The 24,585-nt window shown below is 65.5% G+C and carries 24 protein-coding genes; 15 read left to right on the top strand and 9 right to left on the bottom strand.

Annotated elements, in window-relative coordinates:
- Positions 1-121: 121 nt before the first annotated feature.
- The 3 genes from I8N54_RS16225 to meaB all read right to left on the bottom strand — a co-directional run bounded on the left by I8N54_RS16225 (position 122) and on the right by meaB (position 2,829).
- Entirely contained in the window at positions 122-1,288 is a 1,167-nt protein-coding gene (locus I8N54_RS16225) for an alpha-hydroxy acid oxidase (protein ID WP_140196349.1), read from the bottom strand.
- Positions 1,289-1,427: 139 nt separating this feature from the next.
- Positions 1,428-1,715, bottom strand: a complete 288-nt coding sequence (gene rpmB, locus I8N54_RS16220; RefSeq protein WP_140196346.1) for a 50S ribosomal protein L28 — start codon at positions 1,713-1,715, stop codon at positions 1,428-1,430.
- 130 nt (positions 1,716-1,845) lie between these two features.
- Complete coding sequence (gene meaB / locus I8N54_RS16215; RefSeq protein ID WP_140196342.1) at positions 1,846-2,829, bottom strand: methylmalonyl Co-A mutase-associated GTPase MeaB; 984 nt, start codon at positions 2,827-2,829, stop codon at positions 1,846-1,848.
- Positions 2,830-2,904: 75 nt separating this feature from the next.
- Here meaB and hrpB point away from each other — a divergent pair, with 75 nt between their 5' ends.
- The 3 genes from hrpB to I8N54_RS16200 all read left to right on the top strand — a co-directional run bounded on the left by hrpB (position 2,905) and on the right by I8N54_RS16200 (position 7,891).
- Positions 2,905-5,316, top strand: coding sequence for an ATP-dependent helicase HrpB (gene hrpB, locus I8N54_RS16210; RefSeq protein WP_140196340.1), 2,412 nt, complete (start codon positions 2,905-2,907; stop codon positions 5,314-5,316).
- Positions 5,317-5,577: 261 nt separating this feature from the next.
- A complete protein-coding gene (locus tag I8N54_RS16205; RefSeq protein WP_140196338.1) occupies positions 5,578-7,020 on the top strand; it encodes an alanine/glycine:cation symporter family protein in 1,443 nt (480 codons plus the stop codon).
- Between the two features lie 91 nt (positions 7,021-7,111).
- On the top strand, positions 7,112-7,891 hold the full coding sequence (locus I8N54_RS16200; protein ID WP_232790406.1) for a hypothetical protein: 780 nt from the start codon (positions 7,112-7,114) through the stop codon (positions 7,889-7,891).
- Positions 7,892-7,950: 59 nt separating this feature from the next.
- Here the strand turns inward: I8N54_RS16200 and I8N54_RS16195 are convergent, their stop codons facing one another.
- The gene (locus I8N54_RS16195) at positions 7,951-8,967 is read right to left on the bottom strand and encodes a ribose-phosphate pyrophosphokinase (protein ID WP_140196334.1); all 1,017 of its coding nucleotides are present in this window, start codon (positions 8,965-8,967) and stop codon (positions 7,951-7,953) included.
- Between the two features lie 102 nt (positions 8,968-9,069).
- Between I8N54_RS16195 and I8N54_RS16190 the strand changes: the two genes are divergently transcribed.
- Together I8N54_RS16190 and recO are read left to right on the top strand one after the other, a co-directional pair.
- Complete coding sequence (locus tag I8N54_RS16190; RefSeq protein WP_140196332.1) at positions 9,070-9,672, top strand: 2-hydroxychromene-2-carboxylate isomerase; 603 nt, start codon at positions 9,070-9,072, stop codon at positions 9,670-9,672.
- A gap of 98 nt (positions 9,673-9,770) precedes the next feature.
- Complete coding sequence (recO, locus tag I8N54_RS16185) at positions 9,771-10,490, top strand: DNA repair protein RecO (protein ID WP_140196330.1); 720 nt, start codon at positions 9,771-9,773, stop codon at positions 10,488-10,490.
- On the opposite strand, the gene I8N54_RS16180 is transcribed toward recO, so the two are convergent.
- Positions 10,487-10,879, bottom strand: coding sequence for an META domain-containing protein (locus I8N54_RS16180; protein ID WP_197097639.1), 393 nt, complete (start codon positions 10,877-10,879; stop codon positions 10,487-10,489). The genes recO and I8N54_RS16180 overlap by 4 nt on opposite strands.
- A 196-nt stretch (positions 10,880-11,075) precedes the next feature.
- On the opposite strand from I8N54_RS16180, the gene I8N54_RS16175 reads away from it, so the two are divergent.
- Complete coding sequence (locus tag I8N54_RS16175) at positions 11,076-11,840, top strand: sulfite exporter TauE/SafE family protein (RefSeq protein ID WP_140196326.1); 765 nt, start codon at positions 11,076-11,078, stop codon at positions 11,838-11,840.
- 3 nt (positions 11,841-11,843) lie between these two features.
- Here I8N54_RS16175 and I8N54_RS16170 read toward each other — a convergent pair whose 3' ends face one another.
- From I8N54_RS16170 to I8N54_RS16160, 3 genes are all read right to left on the bottom strand, one after another.
- Positions 11,844-12,389 carry a DUF3859 domain-containing protein gene (locus I8N54_RS16170; protein WP_197097638.1) on the bottom strand — a complete coding sequence of 182 codons (546 nt, stop codon included), beginning with the start codon at positions 12,387-12,389 and terminating at the stop codon, positions 11,844-11,846.
- 170 nt (positions 12,390-12,559) lie between these two features.
- On the bottom strand, positions 12,560-14,449 hold the full coding sequence (locus I8N54_RS16165) for a PRC-barrel domain-containing protein (RefSeq protein ID WP_140196322.1): 1,890 nt from the start codon (positions 14,447-14,449) through the stop codon (positions 12,560-12,562).
- A 117-nt stretch (positions 14,450-14,566) separates the two neighbouring features.
- On the bottom strand, positions 14,567-16,165 hold the full coding sequence (locus tag I8N54_RS16160; RefSeq protein WP_140196320.1) for a phosphoenolpyruvate carboxykinase: 1,599 nt from the start codon (positions 16,163-16,165) through the stop codon (positions 14,567-14,569).
- Between the two features lie 303 nt (positions 16,166-16,468).
- Between I8N54_RS16160 and I8N54_RS16155 the strand changes: the two genes are divergently transcribed.
- From I8N54_RS16155 to I8N54_RS16120, 8 genes are read left to right on the top strand one after another with little or no spacing between them, the layout of a single operon-like run.
- Positions 16,469-17,170 (top strand): response regulator transcription factor, encoded by a 702-nt coding sequence (locus tag I8N54_RS16155; RefSeq protein WP_140196318.1) that lies wholly within the window; start codon positions 16,469-16,471, stop codon positions 17,168-17,170.
- Between the two features lie 18 nt (positions 17,171-17,188).
- Complete coding sequence (locus tag I8N54_RS16150; RefSeq protein ID WP_140196316.1) at positions 17,189-18,934, top strand: sensor histidine kinase; 1,746 nt, start codon at positions 17,189-17,191, stop codon at positions 18,932-18,934.
- A gap of 8 nt (positions 18,935-18,942) precedes the next feature.
- Positions 18,943-19,371, top strand: a complete 429-nt coding sequence (locus I8N54_RS16145; RefSeq protein ID WP_140196314.1) for an HPr kinase/phosphorylase — start codon at positions 18,943-18,945, stop codon at positions 19,369-19,371.
- The gene (gene rapZ, locus I8N54_RS16140; protein WP_140196312.1) at positions 19,368-20,288 is read left to right on the top strand and encodes an RNase adapter RapZ; all 921 of its coding nucleotides are present in this window, start codon (positions 19,368-19,370) and stop codon (positions 20,286-20,288) included. The genes I8N54_RS16145 and rapZ overlap by 4 nt, the downstream gene beginning before the upstream one ends.
- Positions 20,285-20,689 (top strand): PTS sugar transporter subunit IIA, encoded by a 405-nt coding sequence (locus tag I8N54_RS16135; protein WP_140196310.1) that lies wholly within the window; start codon positions 20,285-20,287, stop codon positions 20,687-20,689. Before rapZ ends, I8N54_RS16135 begins: the two co-directional genes overlap by 4 nt.
- Complete coding sequence (locus tag I8N54_RS16130; RefSeq protein ID WP_140196308.1) at positions 20,686-20,964, top strand: HPr family phosphocarrier protein; 279 nt, start codon at positions 20,686-20,688, stop codon at positions 20,962-20,964. Before I8N54_RS16135 ends, I8N54_RS16130 begins: the two co-directional genes overlap by 4 nt.
- Positions 20,965-20,990: 26 nt before the next feature.
- On the top strand, positions 20,991-21,875 hold the full coding sequence (locus tag I8N54_RS16125; RefSeq protein WP_140196306.1) for a lysophospholipid acyltransferase family protein: 885 nt from the start codon (positions 20,991-20,993) through the stop codon (positions 21,873-21,875).
- Positions 21,872-22,711, top strand: a complete 840-nt coding sequence (locus tag I8N54_RS16120; RefSeq protein ID WP_140196304.1) for a phosphotransferase family protein — start codon at positions 21,872-21,874, stop codon at positions 22,709-22,711. The genes I8N54_RS16125 and I8N54_RS16120 overlap by 4 nt, the downstream gene beginning before the upstream one ends.
- On the opposite strand, the gene I8N54_RS16115 is transcribed toward I8N54_RS16120, so the two are convergent.
- Positions 22,708-23,583, bottom strand: coding sequence for a 3-hydroxybutyryl-CoA dehydrogenase (locus tag I8N54_RS16115; RefSeq protein WP_140196302.1), 876 nt, complete (start codon positions 23,581-23,583; stop codon positions 22,708-22,710). The two genes, I8N54_RS16120 and I8N54_RS16115, sit on opposite strands and share 4 nt — an antisense overlap.
- A 159-nt stretch (positions 23,584-23,742) precedes the next feature.
- On the opposite strand from I8N54_RS16115, the gene I8N54_RS16110 reads away from it, so the two are divergent.
- Positions 23,743-24,576: a DUF6473 family protein gene (locus I8N54_RS16110; RefSeq protein WP_140196301.1), complete on the top strand. Its 834-nt coding sequence runs from the start codon at positions 23,743-23,745 to the stop codon at positions 24,574-24,576.
- Positions 24,577-24,585: the final 9 nt, after the last annotated feature.

Raw genomic sequence — 24,585 nt, 5'->3', positions numbered from 1 at the left:
CACCCCGTGTTCTGTTCGGGGCCTACTTTTCGACATGGACGCAGCCGACAGGTGCGCCCGGTTCAGAAGCCGTGCCCTTAGCGGGATTCTACGTGTTTGGGAAGGGGAAATGGCCTGGAAATCAGGCCTGCCAACGTCCTTCGAAATCCTCGGGGATCAGCAGGATGTTCCGGTCGACATCCTTGATGTCCCGCTTGCCGCAGAAAGCCATCGAGATGTCCATCTCCTTGTGGATGATCTCGAGCGACTTGGTGACGCCAGCCTGTCCCATCGCGCCGAGGCCATAGATGTAGGACCTGCCGATCATGGTCCCCTTCGCACCCATCGCGACGGCCTTCAGCACGTCCTGACCGGAGCGGATGCCACCGTCGACCCAAACCTCGATCTGATCGCCGACCGCACGCACTACCGACGGCAGCACACGGATGGAGGACAGCGCCCCGTCGAGCTGGCGCCCGCCGTGGTTGGACACGATGATCGCGTCGGCGCCGACTTCGACGGCTTTCTTCGCGTCTTCCGCGTCGAGAATGCCCTTCAGGATCAATTTCCCGCCCCACTTGTCCTTGATGCGTCGGACCTTCTCCCAGTCGAGCTTCGGATCGAACTGTTCCGCCGTCCACGACATGAGCGAGCGCACGTCGCCGACGTTCTTGGCGTGACCGACGATATTGCGGAACGTGCGCCGCTGCGTCTGAAGCATCTCGAGCCCCCAGCGCCAGCGGAAGGCGAGGTCGGCCACCGTGCGCGGCGTCGGCTTGGGCGGCGCGGACAGGCCGTTCTTCAGATCCTTGTGCCGCTGCCCGAGAATCTGCAGGTCCAGCGTCAGCACCAGTGCCGAACAGCCGGCGGCGCGGGCACGCTCGATCAGGTTGTCGACGAACTCCTCGTCCTTCATCACGTAGAGCTGGAACCAGAACGGTTTCGTCGTGTTCTCGGCCACGTCCTCGATCGAGCAGATCGACATCGTCGACAGCGTGAAGGGCACACCGAAAGCCTCGGCCGCCTTGGCTGCCTTGATCTCGCCGTCGGCGGCCTGCATCCCCGTCATACCCACGGGCGCGAGCGCCACCGGCATCGCCACGTCCTCTCCCACCATCTGCGTGCGCAGGGTGCGGTTGGTCATGTCGACCGCCACGCGCTGGCGCAGCCGGATCTGTTCGAAGTCGGTCGTGTTCTCGCGAAAGGTCTGCTCCGTCCAACTGCCCGACTCGGCGTAGTCGTAGAACATCTTCGGCGTGCGGCGGCGGTGAAGTCGCTTGAGGTCCGCGATCGAGGTGATGACAGGCATGAGCGGTCCTCCGGGTCGATATTGGTAAAGCTCTTTGACCAATACCGCCCATTGCGACGATTGCAAGTGGAGGGGACGCCGCAACGAAAAAGCCCGGCCACAGGGGCCGGGCTTTTCGAAATTTGTCCGTGAAGACGGATCAGGCGGAGGCGGCGGCCTTCGCGATCTCTTTCTTCACTTTCAGCGCGTCGGCCGAAAGGTCCGCTTCCTTGGCGCGCGCCATGAAGGCGTCGAGGCCACCGCGGTGGTCGACAGTACGCAGGGCAGCACTGGATACGCGGAATTTGAAGGAACGGCCGAGAGTCTCGGACTGGAGCGTCACGTCCTGCAGGTTCGGCAGGAAGCGGCGGCGGGTCTTGTTGTGGGCGTGGCTGACGTTATTGCCCGTCATCGGCCCTTTTCCGGTCAGTTCGCATTTACGCGACATGGTTCATCCTCATTCGATTCGGGCGAAATGACGGTTTCGCCAATGTAGAAAGGCACCGCGGCTGCGGCGCCCGAAATCTGGTCGGCTGTCCATAGGCGGATCGCCCTGTTGCGTCAAGGGCCCCGGCGGCTCAACCCGGCCGATTGCCGAGCAGCGCGTCGAGAAGGTCCGACGCGGCGCCGGCGGGGGACAGATCGCCCGCCCCGACCCGCTCAGCAAGCTGACGCATCAACCCCTTGGCCGGTTCCCGGTCGAGCCGGGACAGCAGCGCACGCCGCACTTCCTCCTCGAACCAGTGGCGGGCCTGCTCGGCGCGGCGCCCTTCGAGGATGCCGGCCTCCCGCCGCCAGCCGGACAGCGTGCGAATCTGCTCCCAAGCCTCGGCGACACCCGTCGATTCGAGCGCCGAAACGGTCATCGCCTTGGGAAAGCCGTCCGGATCCTGCGGGCGCCGTCGCAGCAGGCGCAGCGCCCCTGCGTAGTCCGCGCATGTCCGGGTAGCCTGCGCCGCCAGATCCCCGTCCGCCTTGTTCACAAGCACGAGGTCAGCGATCTCCATGATGCCGCGCTTCACTCCCTGAAGCTCATCCCCGCCGGCGGGCGCGAGCAGCAACAGGAAGAGGTCGGTCATCCACGCGACTTCGGTCTCCGACTGGCCGACGCCGACCGTCTCCACCAGCACGATGTCGAAGCCCGCCGCCTCGCACAGCACCATCGCCTCGCGCGTGCGCCGGGCCACCCCGCCGAGCTGCGTCTGCGCGGGTGAGGGTCGGATGTAAGCGTTCGGATCGCGGGCCAGCCGCTCCATCCGGGTCTTGTCGCCAAGGATCGAACCGCCGGACCGGGACGACGACGGATCCACCGCCAGCACCGCGACCTTGTGGCCAAGGCCGGTGAGCATCAGCCCGAATGTCTCGATGAAGGTCGACTTGCCGACGCCGGGCGTGCCGGACAGCCCGATCCGCAGCGTATCCGGCTTCGGCGGCAGCGCATCGAGCAGTGCTTCCGCCTCCGCCCGGTGGTCGGCGCGGCCGCTCTCGACCAGCGTGATCGCGCGGGCAAGCGCACGGCGGTCGCCCGAGGCAAGGCGCTGGAGGAGGTCGGTCCCGGTCATGTCCGAGGGATCGCCGGGTTCGCCGCTCCTGTCCAGAGCCCTTGACGGCACGGCGGTGTCGGGAGACCAGACGGGATGGACCGGTCCCTGCCCATCGACGAGGTGCTGCCCTCGCTTGTCGCCGCGCTGCGCGAGAAGGGCCGGGCTGTGCTGCAGGCGCCGCCGGGCGCGGGCAAGACGACGCGCGTGCCGCTGGCGCTGCTCGACGAGGTGCCCGGCCTGATCCTGATGCTGGAGCCGCGCCGCCTCGCTGTCCGCGCCGCGGCCGAGCGGCTGGCCGAAGGGCTCGGCGAGACGACGGGCCAGCGCGTGGGCTACCGAATGCGCGGAGAGTCGGTGCCGGGCCGCCGGATCGAAGTCGTTACCGAAGGCATCCTGACCCGAATGCTGCAATCCGACCCGAGCCTGCCCGGCATCTCGGCGATCATCTTCGACGAATTTCACGAGCGCTCGCTCGACGCGGACCTCGGCCTTGCCCTCACGTGGGAGGTGCGCGGTGCGCTGCGCGACGACCTCTGGCTGCTTGTCATGTCCGCCACGCTCGACGCTGGCCCAGTGTCCGAGATGCTCGACGACGCGCCGGTCATCACATCCGACGGGCGGAGCTTTCCGGTCGATCTGCGCTGGCTCGCGCGGGGCCCCGACCCGTCGCTGCGCCTCGAGGCTTCGGTCGCGGCGCTGGTCGAGGAGGCGGTCGCCGAGACGGAGGGCGGCGTGCTCGTCTTTCTGCCCGGCGAGGGTGAGATCCGCCGCGTTGCCGCGCGTCTGGAGGGGCGCCTCCCGAAGAGCTGCCATCTCCGTCCGCTCTTCGGAGCGATGCCCTTCGCCGAGCAGCGCGCGGCGATCCGGCCGGAGCCGTCTGGCCGCAAGATCGTGCTCGCCACGTCGATCGCCGAGACGTCGCTCACCATCGAGGACATCCGCGTCGTGGTCGATTCCGGTCGCGCGCGCCGGTCCCGCTTCGATCCGAACTCGGGGATGTCCCGCCTTGTCACTGAACGCGCAACCCGCGCGGAGGCGACGCAGCGCGCTGGCCGCGCCGGTCGCGTGGCGCCGGGCGTCTGCTACCGGCTCTGGCCGAAGGCGGCGGAGGGGGCGATGCGGGCCCACGCCCCGGCAGAGATCGAGGCCGCCGATCTCGCCGGTCTGGCGCTGGAGCTCGCGGCGTGGGGCTCGGACGACCTGTCGTTCCTGACGCTGCCACCGCCCGGCCCGCTGGCCGAGGCCCGCGCGTTGCTGACCGATCTCGGCGCGCTCGACGCCGAAGGGCGGATCACGCCGCATGGCCGAGAGATGACCGCGCTCCCCGCGCACCCGAGGATCGCGCACATGCTGCTGAAGGCCGGGCGAAGCGCCGCGCCGCTGGCCGCGCTGCTGTCGGAGCGCGACCCGATGCGTGGCACCTCATCCGATGCCACGATCCGTCTTGCCGCACTGCGCGGCGGGGATCGCGACAGTCGGGCGAACAAGGCGGTGCTCGACCGGATCAGACGCGAGTCGAAGCGGCTGGCGAAGCTCGCGCCGCCCGCCGGTGACCTGAGCGACGGCCAGATGGCCGCGCTGGCCTATCCCGACCGGATCGCCATGCGCCGGCCCGGTGAGGCCCCGCGCTACGTGCTCTCGGGCGGGAAGGGCGCCGTGATGGGCGACGTGGACCCCCTTGCCGGGCAGCGGTTCCTCGTCGCGCTCGACCTCGACGGCGACACGCGGGAGGCGAAGATTCGGCTGGCCCTGCCTCTGAGCGAGGACGAGCTCCGCGAGATCGCGGCGGAGCGCATCACGCTTGAGACCCTTTGCACATGGTCGCGCCGCGACCGCCGCGTTCTGGCCCGCCAGCAGGAGCGGCTCGGCGCGCTGGTGCTCGACGACCGGCCCTGGCGCGATGCCGATCCCGAACAGCTGTCGCGCGCGATGTGCGACGGTATCCGCGATCTGGGCCTCGGCTTCGGCGCTGCGGCTGACCGGTTCCGGACACGTGTCGAACTTCTCCGCAGCGCAGGGGAAGACATGCCTGAAATGACGGACGAGGTCCTCTACGGCAGCCTCGAGACGTGGCTGGCGCCATACCTCGCCGGCGTGGTGACCGTCGACCAATGGAAGGGGTTCGACGCGCTGCCCGTGCTCCGCGCCATGCTGGACTGGGACCAGGTCCAGCGTCTCGACCGCCTCGCCCCCGGCAAGTTCCGGACCCCGCTCGGCCGGGAGATCCCGATCGACTACGCCGGTGACCACCCCTCGATCGAAGTCCGGCTTCAGGAACTGTTCGGCCAGACCTCACACCCTGTCGTCGCCGGGCGGGCGCTGCGGATCACGCTTCTGTCCCCGGCGCGCCGGCCGGTACAGGTGACGACCGACCTGCCGGGATTCTGGGCGACCTCCTACGCCGACGTGCGCAAGGACATGCGCGGGCAGTACCCGAAACACCCCTGGCCAGAAGACCCGACCAAGGCGGACCCGACACTGCGTGCCAAGCCGCGCGGCACCTGATGCGCACGCGCGGAGCTTTTCCAGCGGCGGAGACAACCGCAGGACCGCCCGTGGGCGGCCTGCACATGAAATCCCCATCAGGTTGATAAATCTCATTTTCTCAACGGGCATGGCAAAAAAGGGGTGCATTCGATGTCGCTTTGGGGCCTGATCGACCAATGGTGGGGCCGACAGAAGCGACCTGAGCGAACGGGTCCGAGGATCGCCAAGGCGATCCGGGCATTGCCCGACGCCCCCTGACTAGCAAGAGAGGGACATCTCGTGGGCTTCTTCGATACGATCTTCAACGCGGTCAACGACCTGACCTGGGGATGGGCGCTCATCCCCTTCCTCGTCGTGCTCGGCGTCTTCTTCACCGTCGCCAGCGGCTTCGTCCAGTTCCGCTTCTTCAAGCGGATGTTCGGCGTCCTGACGGGCACCGACGAGGATAACGATCCCACCAAGATCAGCGCACGAGAAGCGCTGTTCGTCTCCGTCGGGGGACGGGTCGGGGGCGGCAATATCGCCGGCGTCGCCGTTGCGATCACGGCCGGTGGTCCGGGCGCGGTCTTCTGGATGTGGGCGATCGCGCTGATCGGCATGTGCTCGGCGCTGGTCGAGGCGACGCTGGCCCAGCTCTACAAGCGCACGGAGCCCGACGGAAACTATCGCGGCGGCCCGGCGCGGGCGATCATCCACGGGCTCGGCGCAAACTACCGCTGGCTCGCCATCGTCTACGCGGTGTGCCTCATTGCCTCCTTCGCCATCGGCTTCAACGCGTTCCAGGGCAATACTGTTGCCGGGGCGGCGCTCGACTCGATGGGCATCCAGCGGGTCTGGACCGGCGCGGTCCTCGCCATCGCCACGGGCTTCATTGTCTACGGCGGTATTCACCGGATCGCCAAGGCGGCGGACATCATCATCCCCGTGATGGCCTTCGGCTATATCGGGATGGCGCTGCTGATCATCCTGCTCAACATCACCGGTCTCCCCGGTGTCCTGTGGGACATCTTCGCCAACGCCTTCGGCTTCCGCGAGGCGGTCGCCGGCGGCATGGGCGCGGCCATCGCACAGGGTCTGCGGCGCGGGCTGTTCTCGAACGAGGCGGGCCTCGGCTCCGCTCCGAACGTGGCGGCCACGGCCTACGTGAAGCACCCGGTGAGCCAGGGTATCACGCAGAGCTTCTCCGTCTTCATCGACACGATCCTGATCTGCTCCTGCACGGCCTTCGTCATCCTGCTCGGCGATGTCTACCAGCCCGGCGCGGAAGGCGTGGACGGCGTGGCGCTCACCCAGCAGAGCATGGTGGACCACGTCGGTGGCTGGGCGCAGTACTTCCTGACCGTTGCGATCCTGCTCTTCAGCTTCTCGTCGATCATGTACAACTACTACCTCGGCGAGAACGCACTGAGCTTCATGACCGACTCGCCGATGGCGTTCCACATCCTGCGGATCGTCATCATCGGTATCGTGTTCCTCGGCGCGGTGGCGCCGGGCGCGACGGCGGTCTTCAACTTCTCCGACCCGATGATGGGGATCCTCGCGGTGGTGAACCTGCTGGCGCTGATGATGCTGTTCCCGATCGCGCTGAGGATCATCCAGGACTTCCGTTCCCAGCTTGCCGCAGGGATCGAGAAGCCGGTCTTCGACCCGGCGAAGTTCCCCGACCTCGATACCGACCCGACCGCATGGCCGGATGCGCCGAAAGCGACGGCTGCGGAGTAGAATCGGGATAGCAAGTATGGAAAGGGCGCCTTCGCGGCGCCCTTTTTGTTGTGCAGGTGTACGTTGTCGCGGATTGACGAGTAGAGGCGTGATGGGCCGAAAATTTCCGGAAGAAGCGCAGCTGAGGGGCGCCAAGTCAGTCGCTGAACGACGATCCGAGGATCGTCACCCGCCGTGGATGAGGGACGCCAAGCCATCGGCGGAACCAGTCGAACCACCGTATTACGAGCCATCTCCGTGGGTCGCTGCGGCGATCGTGAGTGCTCTGCTGTCCGCGCTTTGGTTTGGTTTTCGAGTAATTATGAATGCGGTCACTTACTTCTACGCCCCCAACTTCTGCATGGCGACTGTCGGCTGCCGGTACTCATACGTATTCGCTGCTCTCGCCATAATTTCTCCGCTGGTGGCATTCGCGTTCATCTCGCGCCGAGAAAAAGTGGCCATCGTTCTTGTTCTTTCACCCATTCTGATCGCATGCGCCCAATTTGGCGCGCGATACGTGCAGTTTGATTATCACCAGAGCTACTGGATTGGTGACCAGCAATACGAGATACCGTGGCGCTACGATCCTCGAGACGGAGAGCAGGCTCCCGGAGGGACCGGTTTCGTCATCAAATCATCGGTACATGGTCTGACACCGGGCGGTGATACCCGCGATGGTGAGGATCTCAGGTTCGAGATCACGGCATCGACCTTGGAGGATCGTCCGCCGGAGTGCGACAGGAGTAGCGATTCGTACATAAGCTGCAAATTCATTGACGGGGGCTACAGCTACCGCGTCTCGGGGACACGGTACGACCATGAAGGCGTCGACATCAACGATTTGTTGCATAGGTTCGCCGTCCTGACGGACAGCTTCGTTGTCGAGTGATGCGCAAGGAGAATGCCGCCCGACCTATCGAGCGGCGCGCCTACAGCCTTAACCTCCCCCTACGCGGCCGAGTACATCCCCTCGTAGATCGGGCCGAGCGTCTCGCGCTCGAACAGGGACGACACCGACGTGCCGTTCCAGATGTTGAGGATGGCCTGCGCGAACATCGGGGCGGTGGGGACGATGCGGATGTTGGGGCAGGCCTTGATCTCCGCAGTCGGCTCTATGCTGTCGGTGATGACGAGCGACTTGAGGACCGAGTTCGAGACACGCTCGACAGCGGGGCCGGACAGGACGCCGTGAGTCGTGTAGGCGTGGACCTCGGTCGCGCCCTTGCTCATCAGGACTTCGGCGGCTTTGCAGAGCGTGCCGGCCGTGTCGCAGATGTCGTCGACGATGATGCAGCGCTTGCCGGTGACGTCGCCGATCACCGTCATCTCGGCCACTTCGCCCGCCCGCTCGCGGCGCTTGTCTACGATGGCGAGGGGAGCGTTGATCCGGGTCGCGAGCTCCCGCGCACGGGTCACACCGCCGACGTCGGGGCTGACGACCATCACGTCGGAGACGTCCTTGAAGTGGTGCAGGATGTCGAGCGCGTAGATCGGTGCGGCGTAGAGGTTGTCGACCGGGATGTCGAAGAAGCCCTGAATCTGCGCGGCGTGCAGGTCCATCGTCAGAACGCGCTCGATTCCCGCCTCGTGGATCAGGTTCGCGACCAGTTTGGCCGAGATCGGCGTGCGCGCCTTGGTGCGCCGATCCTGGCGGGCGTAGCCGAAGTAGGGAATCACCGCCGTGATCCGCGCGGCGGAGGACCGTCGGAGCGCGTCGGCGATGATGAGCAGCTCCATCAGGTTGTCGTTCGCAGGGCGCGAGGTCGGCTGAATGATGAACATGTCCTCGCCACGGACATTCTCGTAAACCTCGACGAAGATCTCGGCATCGTTGAACCTTTCAACCCTGGCATCGACCAGCCCGACGGACATGCCGCGGTGCATGGACATCCGGCGGGCGACCGCCTTGGCGAGGGGAAGGTTGGCGTTGCCGGAAATGAGTTTCGGCTCGACGATATTGGGCATATCTGCTGGGTCCTCGGGGCGAGACATGACGGTCCTGTGACGTTGACACCGCCTAGCACAGACCTACGCTTGCGCAAGCACGGAGAGGGAGAACGACATCCGATGGCACATATCGACTACTATTTCTCTTTGATCTCTCCGTTCACCTACCTCGCCGGGACCCGGCTGGAGGAGATCGCGGCGAAGCACGGCGCGACGGTCAGCTACAAACCGCTCGACATCATGGCACTGTTCCAGAGGACCGGGGGCACACCGGTCGGCGAACGTCATCCGAGTCGCCTGGAATACCGGGCGCAGGACCTCGAGCGGGCGGCGAAGAAGTCGGGCAAGCGGTTCAACCTGCGACCGGCGCACTGGCCGACCAACGCCGCACCGGCGTCCTATGCGGTGATCGCGGCGCAATCGGCGGGGGGCGGCGACCTCGGCGCGCTCGCGCACGGCCTCCTTCGTGCCTGCTGGGCGGAAGAGAAGAACATCGCGGAGGACGAGGTGATCCGCGCCTGCCTCACCGATGCCGGGTTCGAGGCGTCGCTCGCCGACAGCGGTCTGCTTTCGGGTGCGGAGACCTATGCCGCCAATCTCGAGGATGCGGTGAATGCCGGCGCGTTCGGCTCTCCCTTCTATATCGCGACCGACAGCGATCAGCGGTTCTGGGGACACGACCGGCTTGATGATCTGGATGCGCACCTCGCGGATCGGCTCTGAGCCCGCCGCTCGGCGCTCGCCTGCGGCATCGCCCCACTCGCCGTTCAGCGGGCGTCGACAACAAGGGGACGCCACCGAAGGGCGAAGGGTGAACCGGCATGCAATGGCGTGACAGCGGCGTCCTTCTGTCCAGACGGTCCCACGGCGAGAACGGCGTCATCATCGAAGTCTTCACCGAAGAGCACGGCCGGCACGCCGGGCTGGTCCGCGGCGGGGTGAGCCAGAAGCTCGCCCCCGTTCTGCAACCGGGTGCACAGATCGACGTGACATGGACCGCGCGGCTGGAAGAGCATCTCGGTGCCTACCGGGTCGAGCCGATCCGCAGCCGTGCCGCGATGGTGATGGGCGACCGCCTGAGCCTCGCCGGACTAAATGCCATCTGTGGTCTTCTCGCCTTCGCCCTGCCGGAGCGCGAAGCGCACGAACCGCTCTACGAACGCTCGATCACCCTCCTCGACCTGCTGGGCCGGACGGATGCATGGCCTCTGGCCTATCTGCATTGGGAGCTCGCGCTGCTGGAAGAGCTCGGCTTCGGGCTGGACCTGACGAGCTGTGCGGCGACGGGAGAGGTGACCGACCTGGCGTTCGTGTCTCCGCGCACGGGCCGGGCGGTGAGCCGGGCCGGGGCAGGGGAGTGGAAGTCGCGGTTGCTGCCCCTTCCGGCCGCCCTCCGGGGCGAGGGGCCCGCGCCGGACGACGAGATCCTGGACGGACTGAGAACCACCGGGCATTTTCTGGAACATTGGCTGGCGCCGGCGCTGGGCGACCGGCCCGTTCCGGCGGTGCGTGAACGACTGGTCGGACTGCTGGCCCGTTAGGGAGCGCCGGCGACCTGAACGAAGCGCAGCTGCACGCCCGTCGACGTCACAAGCACCAGTTCGTTCGGCCGGACAATGGTCGAATTCACCTGCTGCAGGTGGCCCAGGTAAAGCTGCTCCAACGCCAGCGACGCGCAGGACGCGCGGGTCGTCTCGGGCGGGGAGAAGGTGAGCGTCGGGAAGGGCGTGCGCGACAGCGCCCCCGAGAAGCTGTTGCAGGGGCCGCGACCGGTATAGCTGTCGATGCCGAGACCGAGCGTTGCCGGTGCCGCGAACGGCACACCCCCGATGCTGGCGAGCTGCCAATATTGGACCGGGGCGATCGGCTCCGCGCGTCGCCCGCAGGCCGACAGCCCGAGAAGTATCGAAAGTATCAAGATGAAACGCATTAAAGTTCTCCCGCCGGCGGAGACTGTAGCCTTGGGCCGGAATTCGCAACGTCCGGCAGGGTGCCGGGCGCATTCTTTTTCGTGAACGGCGACGATGCTGGCGCCGGACGCCGCTTGATCGAGGTTTGATCCCCGCCGCGGAATGATCCATGACGCAGGGCGTCCCGCGTGGGGACGATTTGCGAAAGGCAGAGCGATGGACTGGCTCGTCTCACTTCCCCCAGCGACCTTTGCGCTCGCCATTCTCGTCGGGCTGCTGGCGGGAACGATCAAGGGGATGGTCGGCTTCGCGATGCCGATGATCATGATTTCCGGCCTCTCCACGGTGATGGCGCCGGACCTCGCACTCGCGGCGCTGATCCTGCCGACGCTGATGACGAACGGCGTGCAGGCGCTGCGGCAAGGCTGGCGCGAGGCCTGGGCCTCCGTCCGGCGGTATCGGGTGTTCCTCGGCGTCGGGTTCGTGCTCCTGGTGGCGTCCGCGCAGCTGGTTGCCGTCCTGCCGCAGCACGTGCTGTTCCTGATGATCGGCGTGCCGATCAGCCTTTTCGCGATCATGCTGCTGGCGGGGTGGTCGCCGAAGCTCGCAAACCGCTCGATGCGGGTGGAGGCCGGGATCGGTGCTTTCGCCGGGTTCGTCGGCGGCATGTCCGGCGTCTGGGGGCCGCCGACGGTGGCCTACCTCACCGCGCTCGACACGCCCAAGCAGGAACAGATGCGGGTGCAGGGCGTGATCTACGGTCTCGGCGCGGTCGCGCTGTTCGGCGCGCATCTGCAGTCAGGCATCCTGAGCGCGGCGACGCTGCCGCTGTCACTCTTCATGATCGTGCCGGCGATGGTCGGCATGTGGATCGGGCTCAGGCTCCACGACCGCGTCGATCAGAGCGTTTTTCGCAAGGTGACACTCGTCGTGCTCGTCGTCGCAGGGCTGAACCTCGTCCGCCGCGGTCTGCTGGGCTGACCCTCAGCTGAGCAGGCTGGCGTAGTTGCAGGCCTCGGCAAGCTCGGGGACCATCCCGGGCTCCACCACCTCAAACGTCGCGCTGAAAAGGGTCTCCCCCTGGTGGATCGCTTCGAGGGTCCAGGGGCCGGTGACCAGCTCGTACTCATAATCGAACTGGAACAGCGTCTGCGAGACGCGGGAGCTGAAGATCGTGGTCTGGTAGCTTTCGCGTTGCACGCCGTCGGGTCCGACGGGCGGATGGGTAACGATCACGGTCACACCGGTCAGCTCGACGTCCCCCTTCGCGTAGGACTTGATCCCGAACCCGACGTCGAGGACCGCCGGCACGATGTGGGAGTCCGACAGGAACGGGACCTCGTCGACGACCACATTCGTGGTTCCGGCGATCGTGTCCGGTGCAGGGGTCGTCTCGAAAATTTCCGGCGCGCAGAAGATGCCGATCTTGGCGGAGCGTATCATCGGCCCGACCGTGAGCGGTGACTCCGCTTCCTGCGCAAGCACAGGCACCGGCAACGCCAGAAGAAGCAGGGCACGAAGGTGGAGCATGGCGACCTCTGGAATGCGACGGGCGGGGACGGCTGGCCGAAGCCTGCCATCCCCGCCCTGCATGTCAATCGCCTCTCGGGAAATCGGGCCGAAAGTGAACGCCAATGGCACGCACGAAAAAGGGGCGGGCGCCGAAGCGCCCGCCCGTATTCATCTCGAAGCAGTCGTGATTACTGCGGCTGAACGCTGGTCGACGGATCGACCGCATCCGCTTCGTCGTACTCGTAGGATTCGGCGATCTGCATCGCCTCTTCATCGAGCTCGGTGAGCGTCAGCTCTTCCTCGCCGTAGATGACGGAGCCGAGCGGAATGCCGACGTTGGAGCCGGACATGCCGAGCGCTTCGCCGTCGCCGAGGATCATCAGCACCTGACCTTCATAGGCCACGAAGTCCTGCGCCTCGCCGAGGCTTTCGCCTTCGGCCGACATGACTTCCTTGCCCATCAGGTCGGCGATGGTGACGTCGGACTGACCTTCAGCCTCCGACCCGGCATCGGCAGCCTCGCTCTCGCCGGACGCGGCTTCACCCTCTTCGGTTCCGGTGGCGCTGGCGTCCTGCTGACGGCGCTGCTCACGCTCTTCCGCCGTTTCGTAGACGACGTTCGCTTCACCGACATTGGCGATCTCGACCGAGGGGTCCTCGGTGAAGGTCACGTTGATGTTCGGCTCGGCACCCGAATAGGTCACCTCGGGATCGGCGGAGGTCATTTCGATCTCCGGCTCGCCCTCGGCCTGCTCGAACACCACCTGCGGGCCTTCGCCGTCGTCCTGCGTCTCGACATCGCCGGTAACTTCGGTCGCTGCGCTGGAGCCGTTTTCCGAGGCGTCCGCTTCGGCAGTCGGCTGCTCTTCTTCGGTCGCGTCGGCGTTATCGGCCTCGGCTACACCAAGATCGACGTCAAGCTCGGGCGCCGGCTGGCGCACGGTGACTTCGGGCTCGCCCTGCGACACTTCGACGTTCGGCTGTGTGCTTTGGACGTTCACCTCGGGATCGGGCGTCTGAACGTAGATCGTCGGAGCGGGGATCTCCACGCGGACGATCAGTTCGGGGATTTCGACGGAGATCGTCGGCTGTTCCTGGCGAACCTCGATTTGCGAAGGCTGCTGGTTGACGCTGACCGACGGATGTTCGGTCGACACGGTGACCTCTGCCGGCGGCACCTGAACGTCGACTTCCGGCTGGGGCACGCGGACGACGGCTTCGCCTTCGATCACGGCTTCCTCGGCGACCTCAACTTCTTCGGTGACTTCGGCGGACTCGGTCTCGCTGTCTGTCGCAGTGTCGGTGTCGGAAGCGCTGGCCTCTTCGGTCGGCTCTTCTTCGGTCATGTCACCGGAGGCGTCGGCTTCTTCGGTCGCCTCTTCGTCGGTCATGTCGTCGGAAGCGTCGGCTTCTTCGGTCGCTTCTTCGTCGGACATGTCGCCGGAAGCGTCGGCTTCTTCGGTCGCTTCTTCGTCGGTCATGTCACCGGACGCTTCGGCTTCCTCGGTCGGCTCTTCTTCGGCCATGTCACCGGAAGCGTCGGCTTCTTCGGTTGGCTCTTCTTCGACCATGTCACCAGACGCGCCGGCTTCTTCGGTCGCCTCTTCGTCGGTCATGTCGCCAGAAGCGTCGGCTTCTTCGGTCGGCTCTTGCTCGGCCATGTCCCCCGAAGCGTCGGCCTCTTCGGTCGACTCTTCGTCGGTCATGTCACCGGACGCGTCAGCTTCTTCGGTCGCCCCTTCTTCCGCTGTGGCGTCGGAGGCCTCGTCCGAGGCATTCGCCTGGTCGGTGCTGTCTTCGCCACCGGTGCTCTCGCCCTCGGTCAGCGTCACGCGGAAGTTGTCACAGGCCTGAGCGTCGTCGGCGTTCAGCGCAGCGATCACATCTTGCCCGATATCTTCGGGGATGGTGTTCCCGGCTGCTTCAACCTCTCCCGCGAGGTCCTGGCATTCCGAGGACAGGTTTGCGACCACGTCGTCGTTGAGACGGATGGTCGTCTGCGCCGAGGCGACTGACGCCATGCTGAGGGTAAGCGCAGTCGCCGTGGTCAGGCGCAGTGCCTTGCCGGACGTACTCATGTTCAAACTCCCGATTTGTTGAACTTCTGAACGCCCAACAACGGGTTTTTCGGCGGAGTTCCGCCAAAAAAAGTACGGGATTTGGTGGAACCATCTGCCGTCTTCGAAAGGTCGCTTCTAACCTATTGCGATCGCCTTCACATCTTCGTCGATGAACGGAACATACTGCGCAAAGTTTTCGGCGAACATTTCCACGAGCCGCCGCGCGGCCTTGTCATAGGCATCCGGATCGGCCCACGTCTGACGTGGGTCCAGCAGGGTTTCGTCGACACCGTCGACCATCACCGGCACGTCGAAGCCGAAGTGCGGATCCTTGCGGAACTGTCCCTCTGCGAGCGAACCATCCAGTGCGGCAGTCAGCAGCGCACGGGTGGCCCGGATCGGCATCCGCGATCCCGTGCCGAAGGCTCCGCCTGTCCAGCCAGTGTTCACCAGCCAGCAGGTCGCGCCGTGCCGCGCGATCTTCTCGCGCAGCAGGTTGCCGTAGACTTCCGGTCGGCGCGGCATGAAGGGCGCACCGAAACAGGTGGAGAAGGTCGGCGTCGGTTCGGTCACGCCGCGCTCGGTCCCGGCGACCTTGGCGGTGAACCCCGACAGGAAGTGGTACATCGCCTGCGCCGGCGTGAGGCGCGAGATCGGCGGCAACACCCCGAATGCGTCGCAGGTCAGCATGATGATGTTCTTCGGATGCCCGCCGAGCGCCGTCTCGGACGCGTTTGGGATCGCCTCGAGCGGGTAAGCGCAACGCATGTTGGCGGTCAGGCTGTCGTCCTCGAAGTCGAGCTCGAGCGTCTCGGGGTCGAACACCATATTCTCGATCACGGTGCCAGGCATCGAGCAGGTCGCGTAGATTTCCGGCTCGGCCTCGGGGTCGAGGCCGATGGTCTTGGCGTAGCACCCGCCCTCGAAGTTGAAGATACCGCGATCGGACCAGCCGTGCTCGTCATCGCCGATCAGCGTGCGGGCCGGGTCGGCGGAGAGCGTCGTCTTGCCGGTTCCCGACAGGCCGAAGAACACGGCGCTGTCGACCGGGTTGCCCCGGGCGTGGTTGGCGGAGCAGTGCATCGCCATCACGCCCTTCTCGGGCAGAAGGTAGTTCAGCAGGGTGAAGACCGACTTCTTGTTCTCGCCGGCGTATTCGGTGCCAGCGATCAGGATCAGCTTCTTGTCGATGTTGATCGTGATGACGGTGTCGGACCGGCAATCATGCCGCTCGGGGTCGGCCTTGAAGGACGGGCAGTTGATGATGGTGAAGTCCGGCGTGAACCCCTCGAGCTCGTCCTCGGGCGGGCGGCGCAGCATGTGCCGGATGAACAGCGAGTGCCAGGCGAGCTCGGTCACCACGCGGACATCCAGCCGGTGCGCGGGATCGGCACCGCCGTAGAGGTCCTGCACCCAGAAGTCCCCCCCGGCCATGTGGGCGATCATGTCGGCGTGAAGCGCGTCGAACCCGGCTTCGGACATTGGGCGGTTGTTGTCCCACCAGATCGTCTCTTCCGTGGTCGCGCTGCGCACCACGTGCTTGTCGAGCGGCGAGCGGCCCGTGTACTTGCCGGTAGTGACCAGCAGCGTGCCGCCCTTGCCGAGCGTCCCTTCGCCGCGGGAGACTGCGGTCTTCACCAGTTCGTCTTCGGAGAGGTTGTAATAGACCTCGCTCAGACCCGCGATGCCCTGTTCTGCCAGTGTCATGCGTGGAACGACGCGACCTTGATCCATTTCGCTTCCTCTCCCGAAATCGCCGCGGGACTGCCCCGCTTCAAACGCGATAGCATGGCAAATTTGTGTGTGAACAGGAGGGTTTGTCACAGTTAGCGCAACCACCGCCATGTTAGCGCAACCGCTGCGAAGCGATGCCTGCGGGCGGTCCAGCTTTAGCCGGAATTAACACTTTTTCGGCGCAAATGGGTCACGCAGCGGCATCAGATTCGTCATGAGGGATTGATTCGTTCCCGGTTTTCAGCAGAAGCTTGCGAAAAAGCAGGCAAAAACAGATCCAGAGCAGAAGAGGCAGCATCTGACATGTCCAAAATCGCCCTTGTTGACGACGACAGGAACATCCTGACGTCTGTCTCCATGACGCTCGAGGCTGAAGGCTTCGAGGTCGAAACCTACAACGACGGCCAGTCCGCGCTCGACGCCTTCAACAAGCGCATGCCCGACATGGCCGTGCTCGATATCAAGATGCCGCGGATGGACGGAATGGACCTGCTGCAGCGTCTTCGCCAGAAGTCCGCGATGCCGGTCATCTTCCTGACGTCCAAGGATGACGAGATCGACGAAGTGCTCGGCCTTCGCATGGGCGCCGACGATTACGTCAAGAAGCCGTTCAGCCAGCGCCTCCTGGTCGAGCGTATCCGCGCGCTGCTTCGCCGTCAGGACGCGATCTCGGGCGACATTCCGGAAGAGACGGAAGAGCACAAGATCATGACCCGCGGCCATCTGACGATGGACCCGCTGCGGCACGCCGTGAAGTGGAAGGGCAAGGACGTCGCGCTGACCGTGACGGAATTCCTGCTGCTTCAGGCTCTCGCACAGCGCCCCGGTTTCGTGAAATCCCGCGATCAGCTGATGGACGTGGCCTACGACGATCAGGTCTATGTCGACGATCGCACCATCGACAGCCACATCAAGCGCCTTCGCAAGAAGATGCGGATGGTGGATGACGAGTTTTCCGCGATCGAGACGCTCTACGGCATCGGTTATCGTTACAACGAGGAATAATTCCTTGGGAAGCTGGCGGTGACCGTGGCTTCGAATGTCGACGTCCGCGATCTTGGCTCCGTCCGCCGTGCGGCGCGGGAGGCCGAGAATGTCGTGCTCGGGGATGACTGGATCGTCCCCGACGCGACGGCGGAAAAGGAACTCCAGGAAAGCCGCCGTCGGCGCGGTTTCCTAGCGCTCAAGGATTCGCCCCTTGCGCGGAAGATCATCACGTTCAACCTTCTGGCGCTGATCATCATGGTCGCCGGGGTGATGTATCTGAACCCCTCCCGCGACAACCTCGGTTACCAGCGCTCGCAGAGCCTCGTCAGCGACGTCGAGCTGATGGCGAACCTCTTTGAGGTTCAGCTGCCGCAGGACCAGATTCCAAACCTCGCCGCGAACGAGGGGCAGGACGCGCAGGAAACACTCGTCGCGATTTCCCGCCGCGACGGTGTCGAGGTTCTGGTCTTCGATGCCGACCAGACGCTCGTCGCGACGACCTTCGATACGCCGCCCCCGCCAGAGCGGGAAGTGGTCGGCCTCGACGAAAGCGTCGGCAACACCTTCGTCACCGATACTCTGTCGCGCATCTGGAACGCGATATCGGGCCTCCTGTCGCCGCAGGACATGACGTCGACGCCAGAGTCGCTGGAAGATGTCGCGCGCGAGGACCTCGACGAGGCGCTGACCGGCAAGACCATCGTGGGCGCGCATGATGACCCGTCTGGCCGGACCTCCTACGTCGCCACGACCCCGATCATGCAGGGTGGGCAGGCCATCGGCGTGCTGGCCGTCGTCTCTGCCGCCGGCGAGATCGATGCGCTTGTCCGGCGGGAGCGGGAGCAGCTTCTGCAGATGTTCATCGTCGGCATGGTCGTCTCCGTCGGCCTGTCGCTGATGCTCGCCTCGACCATCGCCAACCCGATCGCCGACCTTGCCGCCGCGGCGGAGCTTGGCCGCGACAAGAACGCCCGCAAGATGTCACCCCGACGGGTCCGCATCCCCGATCTTACCGCACGACCGGATGAAATCGGCCGGTTGTCCGGCGCGCTGCGCGGCATGGTTTCCGCGCTCTACGGCCGGATCGAAGGGAACGAACAATTCGCCGCCGACGTGGCGCACGAGATCAAGAACCCGCTCGCCTCACTGCGTTCCGCAGTCGGTACGCTGCGCGTGGTAAAACGCGACGACCAGCGGACCAAGCTGCTCGACGTGATCGACCACGACGTGCGGCGCCTCGACCGGCTGGTCAGCGACATTTCCAACGCCTCACGCCTCGACGCCGAACTGGTCAAGGAAGAGGAAGAGAGCTTCGACCTCGTAATCATGCTCAACAACCTCAGTGAGCATCTGGGGCGCGAGGCGGACAGCAAGGGGGTCGAGTTCATCACGGACCTGCCGTCCGGCTCGATCGACATCCTCGGGCTCGAGGGGCGGCTGGCGCAGGTCTTCGTCAACCTCATCACGAACGCCATTTCCTTCTGCGAGGATGGTGATGCGATCCGGCTCTGGGCCCGCCGCCGCGAAAACCGCGTGCTGGTCGTTGTCGAGGATACCGGCCCCGGCATCCCCGACGGTGCGCTGACCAAGATCTTCAAGCGCTTCTACTCGGAGCGTCCGGCGACGCACTTCGGCAACAACTCAGGCCTTGGCCTCGCGATCTCCAAGCAGATCGTCGAAGCGCACGGCGGCGTCATCTGGGCGGAGAACATTCGCCCGACCGAGGCCGACCCGACCTCCGAGCCACTCGGCGCACGGTTCGTCGTCGGCCTCCCCGTCTGACGCGCCCGATGGCGGGAGCGGCAACCACAACCCTCCACGCCACGACGGTCACGGTAGCAAACCGGGCCGTCGTCCTGACCGGGCGCGCGGGATCGGGGAAGTCCGCGACCGCGCTCGAGCTGATGGCCTACGGCGCATTGCTGGTGGCGGACGACAGCACGCGCCTGACCCGGACGGGCCGGACCCTGACGGCAGCACCGGCGGGCCCGGTGCGCGGGCTGATCGAGGCCCGCGGTGTCGGACTGCTTTACGCCGCGTCGGTTTCAGGGGCGAAGGTCGCGCTGGCGGTCGATCTCGACCGGAAGGAGACGGAGCGCCTGCCACCACAACGCACAATAGCGTGGCTGGACGTTGAGATCCCCTTGATATTCCGCGTGGAAGGCAGACATTTCGCACCCGCGATCCTTCAATACCTGAAGGCCGCACGACACAGATGACCGATAGTGTGAAACATATCCAGAGGCTCGTCCTCGTCACCGGCCCCTCGGGGGCCGGACGGTCGACCTGTATCAATGTTCTCGAGGATCTCGGCTACGAGGTGATCGACAACCTGCCGATCGGCCTTCTGCCGCGGCTGCTGGACGGTCCGCCGCTGTCGCGTCCGCTCGCGCTGGGCGTGGACGTGCGCAATCGCGATTTCAGCACCGATGCGTTCCATGAGCTGATCGACAACCTCTTCGGACGACCCGATCTCGACGCGCAGGTGCTCTATGTCGATGCGGACGAGGACACGCTGGTCCGCCGCTACTCCGAGACGCGCCGCCGCCACCCGCTTGCCCCGAACGATCCCCCGTTGACCGGCATTCTGCGTGAGCGGGACCTGCTGGTGCCGATCCGGGGCAGGGCGGACGTGCTCATCGATACCTCGACGCTCAGCCCCCACGACCTCCGCGACGAGATCGAAGGCTGGTACGCGACCGATCAGAGCTCCGGCATGGGGGTGAGCGTCACCTCGTTCAGCTACAAGCGCGGTCTGCCGCGCGGCCTCGACCTCGTGTTCGACTGTCGCTTCCTGCGCAATCCGCACTGGGAGCCGTCGCTGCGCGGGCTCACCGGGCGGGACGGTCCGGTTGACGAGTACGTCGCCAAGGACGCGAGGTTCGACGATTTCTTCGAGCGGGTTCGCGACCTGATCGTGTCCCTGCTTCCGGCCTACCGCGAGGAAGGCAAAAGCCATCTCTCCGTCGGGTTCGGATGTACCGGGGGGCAACACCGCTCGGTCGCCGTAACGGAAAGGCTCGCCGCAGCCCTTGCAGCCGCCGGGTGGCAGGTGTCTAGTCGTCACAGGGAGTTGGAACGGCGCGCCGAAGTCCCGCGCCACGAGCCGTCGGTTGGGAGCCAGAACAGACCATGATCGGCATCGTGATCGTCGCTCATGGGGGTCTTGCCCGGGAGTATCTCTCGGCGGTCGAGCATGTCGTCGGCCCGCAGGACGGCATCGTCGCCATCGCCATCGGCCCGGAAGTCGACCGCGCCGCCAAGCAGGCCGAAATCTGCGATGCGGCCGATGCGGTGGACGAAGGCAACGGTGTCGTGATCGTGACCGACATGTTCGGCGGCTCTCCATCCAATCTTTCGCTGCGCGCCTGCTCCCCGGCGAACCGCCGGATCCTGTACGGAGCGAACCTTCCCATGCTCATCAAGCTGGCGAAATCACGCCGCCGCACGGTGCCGGATGCGGTGGATGCCGCGCTCGCCGCGGGCCGGAAGTATATTGACAGCATGGCGATTGGCGAGGAAACCGGCCAACCATGACCGAACAGGTGACTCGTCAACTGAAGATCGTGAACGTGAAGGGCCTCCACGCGAGGGCCTCCGCGAAACTGGCGGAAGTGGTGGAAAACCACGATGCCGACGCCACCGTCCGCCGGGATGGGCTGGACGCGTCGGGCGACAGCATCATGGGACTTTTGATGTTGGCAGCCTCAATGGGAACAACTATTGAGGTTGAAACCCGCGGCGCCGAAGCAGACAAACTCGCCGATGCGATCGAGGCGCTCGTCGCCAACCGGTTTGGCGAAGGGGATTGAAAAGGCGATCGAGAGGACGGGGCGCCTTGACTGATACAAGTAGCCGGAACATCGCCAGCGGACCGCTCGGGGGAGCGCGGGCGCCTCGGATCTACGACCGCCGCGCGCTGACCTATTCCGAGACTTTCGACAACCGGGCCAAGCGGATCGCCATCAGGACGATCGAGTGGATGACCGGCAAGATCACCATCATCCGCCGTGTCCGCCAGTTCGAGAAGTCCGGCACCGTCAAGGGACAGTCCTTCTGGGCGGCCGCGATGAAGATCATGGGGATCGACATCCTGACCCCCGATGAGCAGATCCGGAACATCCCGGCCGAAGGCCCGGTCGTCCTCGTCGCCAATCATCCGCACGGCCTCGTCGACGGCATGGTGCTGGCCGAGATCATCGGCCGCCGCCGCAACGACTACCGCATCCTGAGCCGCTCCATCCTGACCGGCCTGGACGAGAGCGCGTCGTCCTACATGATCCCGGTGCCGTTCCCGCATGAGCCCGACTCGCAGCGCCGCATGGTCGAGATGCGCGCGACCGCAATGGATCACCTGTCCAAGGATGGCATGATCGCGCTGTTTCCCTCAGGCGTCGTCGCTTCTGCGCAGACCATGTTCGGCCCGGCGATTGAGGCGGAGTGGAACCTGTTCACCGCGAAGATGATCCGCCGGTCGAACGCGACGGTGGTGCCCTGCTTCTTCCCCGGCTCGAACTCCCGCGCCTACCAGATCGCCAACAAGATCTCCCCCACGATGCGGCAGGGTCTTCTGTTGCACGAAGTGGTGCACGCCTTCGACCGCCCGCAGGCGCCGATCATCGGCAAACCGATCCCGCCGTCGGAGTGGGAAGAGCGCGCCTCCGACCAGCGCGGCTTCGCTATGTGGCTGCGTGAGCGGACGCTGGCGCTGAAAGAGACTTGAACACGCCCGAAACGGCGGCCCTGCTGTCGCTGATCCGCAGGCATCAGCCTGATGTGAGCGGGCCGGTTCGCGTACTGACAGCCGGGTTCAACTCCGTGGCGGTCATCGCCGGCCACGATCTGTGGCGTATTCCACGGCAGCCGCAGTTCGAGCGCTACCTTCGCAGCGAAGCCGCACTGATGTCCGAGATCGGTCAGCTGCAGGCCGTCGCGATCCCTGCGCTACAGCTGTTCGATAACCCGGTCATGACACGCCACCGGCTGATACCGGGCGAAGTGCTCCCGCCCGAGCGCTACCCCGACCTCTCCGACCGGAGCCGCGACGAGCTGGCAGAGACGCTCGCCGCCGGCATGGTCGAACTGCACGGGCTGAAGGTCCAGATTGATCCTCTCGAGCCGTGGGACGACGTGGAGGTGATCCGCACACGACTGAACCTGCCGGACGACTTACGGCCGTGGGCCGAACGGGTCTTGGCCGACTACGCCGCGCTCGGCCCCGATCCGGAGGGGGAGGTCTTCTCTCACTTCGATCTCCACGGCTGGAACATGGCGTTCGACTTCGACGCCGGCCGGCTGAACGGCATCTACGATTTTGGCGACGCCGGGCGGGGGCCGCTGCATCGCGACTTCGTCGCGCCAAGCCTCATCTCGACGGATTTCGTGATCCGCCTCGTGGCGCGGTACGAACGCCTGTCGGGCCGCGCCCTCGATCACCGGCGGATCGGCCTTCTGTGCGCCACGCACCGGCTGTGGGAACTCGGCGACCCGGAGCTGCCCGAAGTGGTCAGGCCGATGTTGGTGAACGCGGCCCATGAGGCCGCGCGCACCTGGCCCTAGCGGGTCGGCTTGGGCGTGTCGCCGCTATAGTCGTAGAAGCCCCGCTTGGTCTTGCGACCGAGCCAGCCAGCCTCGACATACTTCACCAGCAGCGGGCAGGGCCGGTACTTGGTGTCGGCCAGCCCATCGTGCAGGACGTTCATGATCGACAGGCAGGTGTCGAGGCCGATGAAATCGGCAAGCTCCAGCGGCCCCATCGGGTGGTTCGCACCGAGCCGCATGGACGTGTCGATCGACTCGACCGAGCCGACGCCCTCGAACAGCGCGTAGATCGCCTCGTTGATCATCGGGATCAGGATGCGGTTCACGATGAAGGCGGGGAAGTCCTCCGCCGTCGCCGCTGTCTTGCCGAGGCTGTCGACCACGCCCTTCAGTGTCTCGAACGTCGCCTTGTCCGTGGCGATGCCGCTGATGAGTTCGACCAGCTGCATCACCGGGACCGGGTTCATGAAGTGGAAGCCCATGAACTTTTCGGGTCGGTCGGTGCGGGACGCGAGCCGGGTGATCGAGATCGACGACGTGTTCGACGTGAGGATCGTGTCCGGCCCGAGATGCGGCACGAGGTCTTCGAAGATCTTCGTCTTAACTTCTTCCCGTTCGGTGGCGGCCTCGATGACGAGGTCGGTCTTGCCGAGGTCGGCCAGCGTCAGCGTCGAGGAGATACGGTCGAGGGCGGCCGCCTTGTCGCTGTCGCTGATCTTCTCGCCTTTGACCTGCCGGTCGAGGTTCTTTTCCACCACGCCGCGTGCCGTTTTGAGCGCGTCCTCGCTGATATCGGTCATCAGGACATCGTAGCCTGAGAGAGCGAAGACATGGGCGATCCCGCTGCCCATCTGTCCGGCGCCGATGACGCCGACCCGCTTGATATCCATGTGCCGACTCCGGTTGTTGCTGGCGGCAGACTACGGCGCCACGGCGGTTCGCTGCAAGGCAGCGAAATGCAGACAAGTCGTCTCAACTCCCCGGTTTAAGCGAATGGAAAGACCTGTGAGGCAATCCGGTCGGTGGTGAGTAAGAAATGTGGTGGGACCATGAGACAGGACACTGTCGGGCGTGGGGCGCTCGACTATCGACAATGCAATTACGGGCTGTCGCGGCTGGCGTTCCGCGGGCCGAGGCACCCGCTGGCCGGTCGATACGCCGCTTTCGTCGGCGGGACGGAGACGTTCGGGAAGTTCATGCAGGAGCCGCTGCCGGCTATTGCGGAGCGGCTGTCGGGCGTCTCCTGCGCAAACTTCGGCTGTGTGAATGCCGGGATCGGCGCCTTTGCCGACGATGCGGCGGTGCTTGCCGCCTGCCACGATGCCGTTCTCACGGTGATCGAGGTGACGGGCGCACACAATATCTCGAACCGCTTCTACAAGGTTCATCCGCGGCGCAACGACCGGTTCCTGAAGGCAACTCCGCTGCTGCGGGAAATCTACGATGAGGTCGACTTTGCCGATTTCACCTTCACGCGCCATCTGTTGTCGGTGCTTTGCCACATCAGCCCCACACGGTTTCGCCTCGTTCGGCGGGAGCTGCGGCGCGTCTGGCTGGACCGGATGCGCGACTTCATCGCGGAGCTGCCGGCGCCCCCGGTTCTGCTGTGGTACCGCGACACGACGGACGTGGGCGGGGCCGGGCCCGATCCGCTGCTCGTCACGGACGCCTTGATGGCCGAGATCGCCCCGCTGGCCGCAGGGATCGTCAGGGTCGACGTGACGGACCGGGCACGTGCCGACGGACAGTTCCGGATGGTCTTCGGCCCGGCGGAACGGGCTGCGGCGGCGGAGATGCTGGGGCCGGCGATCCACGAGACGGCGGCGCGGGCCCTGGTGCCGATCCTTGCACAGGCGGCACTGAGGGGGAGGCCCGCCGCGTGAGGCGGGCCC

It is taken from the genome of Pelagovum pacificum (assembly GCF_016134045.1).
Classification (GTDB): domain Bacteria; phylum Pseudomonadota; class Alphaproteobacteria; order Rhodobacterales; family Rhodobacteraceae; genus Oceanicola; species Oceanicola pacificus_A.
Note: the sequence above shows the minus strand (reverse complement) of the source record. Positions and strands in the feature narration are given on the sequence as shown.

Excerpts from the sequence above, each read along its gene's own strand:
- I8N54_RS16225 (WP_140196349.1), bottom strand. The coding sequence starts at position 1,288 with ATGCCTGTCATCACCTCGATCGCGGACCTCAAGCGACTTCACCGCCGC.
- rpmB (WP_140196346.1), bottom strand. The coding sequence starts at position 1,715 with ATGTCGCGTAAATGCGAACTGACCGGAAAAGGGCCGATGACGGGCAAT.
- meaB (WP_140196342.1), bottom strand. The coding sequence starts at position 2,829 with ATGACCGGGACCGACCTCCTCCAGCGCCTTGCCTCGGGCGACCGCCGT.
- hrpB (WP_140196340.1), top strand. The coding sequence starts at position 2,905 with ATGGACCGGTCCCTGCCCATCGACGAGGTGCTGCCCTCGCTTGTCGCC.
- I8N54_RS16200 (WP_232790406.1), top strand. The coding sequence starts at position 7,112 with ATGGGCCGAAAATTTCCGGAAGAAGCGCAGCTGAGGGGCGCCAAGTCA.
- I8N54_RS16195 (WP_140196334.1), bottom strand. The coding sequence starts at position 8,967 with ATGCCCAATATCGTCGAGCCGAAACTCATTTCCGGCAACGCCAACCTT.
- I8N54_RS16190 (WP_140196332.1), top strand. The coding sequence starts at position 9,070 with ATGGCACATATCGACTACTATTTCTCTTTGATCTCTCCGTTCACCTAC.
- recO (WP_140196330.1), top strand. The coding sequence starts at position 9,771 with ATGCAATGGCGTGACAGCGGCGTCCTTCTGTCCAGACGGTCCCACGGC.
- I8N54_RS16180 (WP_197097639.1), bottom strand. The coding sequence starts at position 10,879 with ATGCGTTTCATCTTGATACTTTCGATACTTCTCGGGCTGTCGGCCTGC.
- I8N54_RS16175 (WP_140196326.1), top strand. The coding sequence starts at position 11,076 with ATGGACTGGCTCGTCTCACTTCCCCCAGCGACCTTTGCGCTCGCCATT.
- I8N54_RS16170 (WP_197097638.1), bottom strand. The coding sequence starts at position 12,389 with ATGCTCCACCTTCGTGCCCTGCTTCTTCTGGCGTTGCCGGTGCCTGTG.
- I8N54_RS16165 (WP_140196322.1), bottom strand. The coding sequence starts at position 14,449 with ATGAGTACGTCCGGCAAGGCACTGCGCCTGACCACGGCGACTGCGCTT.
- I8N54_RS16160 (WP_140196320.1), bottom strand. The coding sequence starts at position 16,165 with ATGGATCAAGGTCGCGTCGTTCCACGCATGACACTGGCAGAACAGGGC.
- I8N54_RS16155 (WP_140196318.1), top strand. The coding sequence starts at position 16,469 with ATGTCCAAAATCGCCCTTGTTGACGACGACAGGAACATCCTGACGTCT.
- I8N54_RS16145 (WP_140196314.1), top strand. The coding sequence starts at position 18,943 with ATGGCGGGAGCGGCAACCACAACCCTCCACGCCACGACGGTCACGGTA.
- rapZ (WP_140196312.1), top strand. The coding sequence starts at position 19,368 with ATGACCGATAGTGTGAAACATATCCAGAGGCTCGTCCTCGTCACCGGC.
- I8N54_RS16135 (WP_140196310.1), top strand. The coding sequence starts at position 20,285 with ATGATCGGCATCGTGATCGTCGCTCATGGGGGTCTTGCCCGGGAGTAT.
- I8N54_RS16130 (WP_140196308.1), top strand. The coding sequence starts at position 20,686 with ATGACCGAACAGGTGACTCGTCAACTGAAGATCGTGAACGTGAAGGGC.
- I8N54_RS16115 (WP_140196302.1), bottom strand. The coding sequence starts at position 23,583 with ATGGATATCAAGCGGGTCGGCGTCATCGGCGCCGGACAGATGGGCAGC.
- I8N54_RS16110 (WP_140196301.1), top strand. The coding sequence starts at position 23,743 with ATGAGACAGGACACTGTCGGGCGTGGGGCGCTCGACTATCGACAATGC.